The sequence below is a fragment of the Pseudomonas monteilii NBRC 103158 = DSM 14164 genome (assembly GCF_000730605.1).
GTDB lineage: Bacteria > Pseudomonadota > Gammaproteobacteria > Pseudomonadales > Pseudomonadaceae > Aquipseudomonas > Aquipseudomonas monteilii.
The window spans coordinates 1-1,958 of record NZ_BBIS01000054.1; the positions used below are offsets into that span (position 1 = coordinate 1).

Here is a 1,958-nt window from a genome sequence, read left to right on the forward strand (position 1 = left end):
GAAAGAACAAATCAAGTTATGGCGTGACCGTTTCTTTGGCCGCAAGTCCGAGCAAACCGTCGATCCCAAAACGCCGCAACTGGCCATGTTCGATGAAGCGGAAAATGACCCTCTGCTGGCTGTAGTCGATGATGCCGATGAAGAAGTCGTTGTCCCGGTCAAGCGCCGTGGCAAGCGCAAGCCACTGGCGGCTAATCTGCCACGTATCGAAGTTATCCATGAGTTGCCCGAACACGAACTGACCTGCGCCTGCGGTTGCCGCAAGCATGTCATCGGCGAAAAAACCAGCGAGCAGCTCGATATCGTGCCGATGCAGATCCGCGTACTCAAACACGTGCGCAAGATCTATGGCTGCCGTGGTTGCGAGACTGCTCCTGTCACTGCTGACAAGCCCGCCCAGTTAATCGAAAAAAGCATGGCCAGCCCAAGCGTGCTGGCCATGCTGCTGACGACCAAGTACGTCGATGGCTTGCCGCTACACAGGTTTGAAAGTGTGCTGTCCCGCCACGGCATCGAGATTCCACGACAAACCCTGGCGCGTTGGGTGATCCAGTGCAGTAAATACTTCCAGCCGCTGTTGAACCTGATGCGTGATCGGCTGCTGGAAAGTCCGGTGATTCATTGCGATGAGACCCGCGTCCAGGTGTTGAAAGAACCGGATCGAGACCCGACCAGCCAATCCTGGATGTGGGTGCAAGCCAGTGGCCCGCCTGATCGACAAGTTGTGCTGTTCGACTACACCACCAGCCGTGCGCAGGAAGTACCATTGCGTCTGCTGCAAGGCTATCGCGGCTATGTGATGACCGACGATTATGCGGGTTACAACGCTTTGGCGTTGCAGCCCGGTATCGAGCGACTGGCATGCATGGTTCACGCGCGCCGCAAGTTCGTCGAAGCACAAAAGGTGCAGCCCAAGGGTAAGACCGGACGAGCCGATGTGGCGCTGACGATGATCAATAAGCTGTATGACATCGAGCGCGACCTCAAGGAGGTCAGCGACGAACAGCGGTTCATCGGTCGCCAGGAAAGAAGCTTACCGATCCTCGGTCAGCTGAAAAGCTGGCTGGACAAGACGTACGCCCAGGTGACGCCGCAAAGCGTATTGGGCAAGGCGGTGCATTACCTGGCAAACAACTGGAGCCGCCTGGAACGGTATGTCGAAGCGGGCCATTTGCCAATCGACAACAACCTGGCAGAGCGCGCGATAAAACCGTTTGTCATTGGGCGTAAGGCTTGGCTGTTCAGTGACACGCCCAAGGGCGCCACGGCAAGTGCGCAGATATACAGCTTGGTCGAGACCGCCAAGGTCAACGGCCAGGAGCCCTATACGTGGCTGCGCCACGTACTTGAGCGCCTGCCGTATGCGTCGTCGGTCTCAGACTACGAAGCCTTGCTGCCATGGAACTGCTCGCCAGAGATACCACGGTAAGCTGAGGCCCTATCTTTTAGAAGGTGGGGTTCATGGATCGCACTCGAAAAAGCTCTCAGCTACGGCATTGTCGTGGCAGTTTCCCCGCCGGCTCATGCTGCTGATTACATTGTTAGCCTTCAAGAAGCTTTGCCAATCTGAGCTACTGAACTGACTACCTTGATCTGAGTGAATCATCACTTGCTGCTGTGGCTTGCGTCGCCACACAGCCATCAACATTGCGTCGATAGCTAGGTCGCTGCACATCCTGGGCTTCATTGACCAACCAATCACTTGCCGGGAAAACAGATCCAGCACCACCGCCAGGTACAGCCATCCTTCATAGGTGCGAATGTATGTGATGTCTGTCACCCAGACCTTGTTCGGCTCACTGACCTTGAACTGCCGCGCGAGGTGGTTGGGCGAAGCCACTGTTGGTTTTCCACCGTAAAACCCTGGACGCCGCCGATAGCCCGTTTGCGAACGCAGCCCCTCCGCCTGCATCAAGCGCCCGACTCGATTTCGTCCGCATTCCTCTCCTAGCTCACGT

Annotated in this window: 1 protein-coding gene and 1 pseudogene; one reads left to right on the plus strand and one right to left on the minus strand. The window is 56.6% G+C overall.

Annotated features, from left to right (window positions below; all coding sequences use genetic code 11):
- Positions 1-1,429, plus strand: a 1,429-nt coding sequence (gene tnpC / locus PM2_RS24775; protein WP_042132592.1) for an IS66 family transposase, incomplete at its 5' end; no start/stop codon positions are given.
- 42 nt (positions 1,430-1,471) lie between these two features.
- On the opposite strand, the pseudogene PM2_RS24780 reads toward tnpC, so the two are convergent.
- Positions 1,472-1,958 (minus strand): annotated as a pseudogene (locus PM2_RS24780) (IS3 family transposase); the annotation flags it as partial.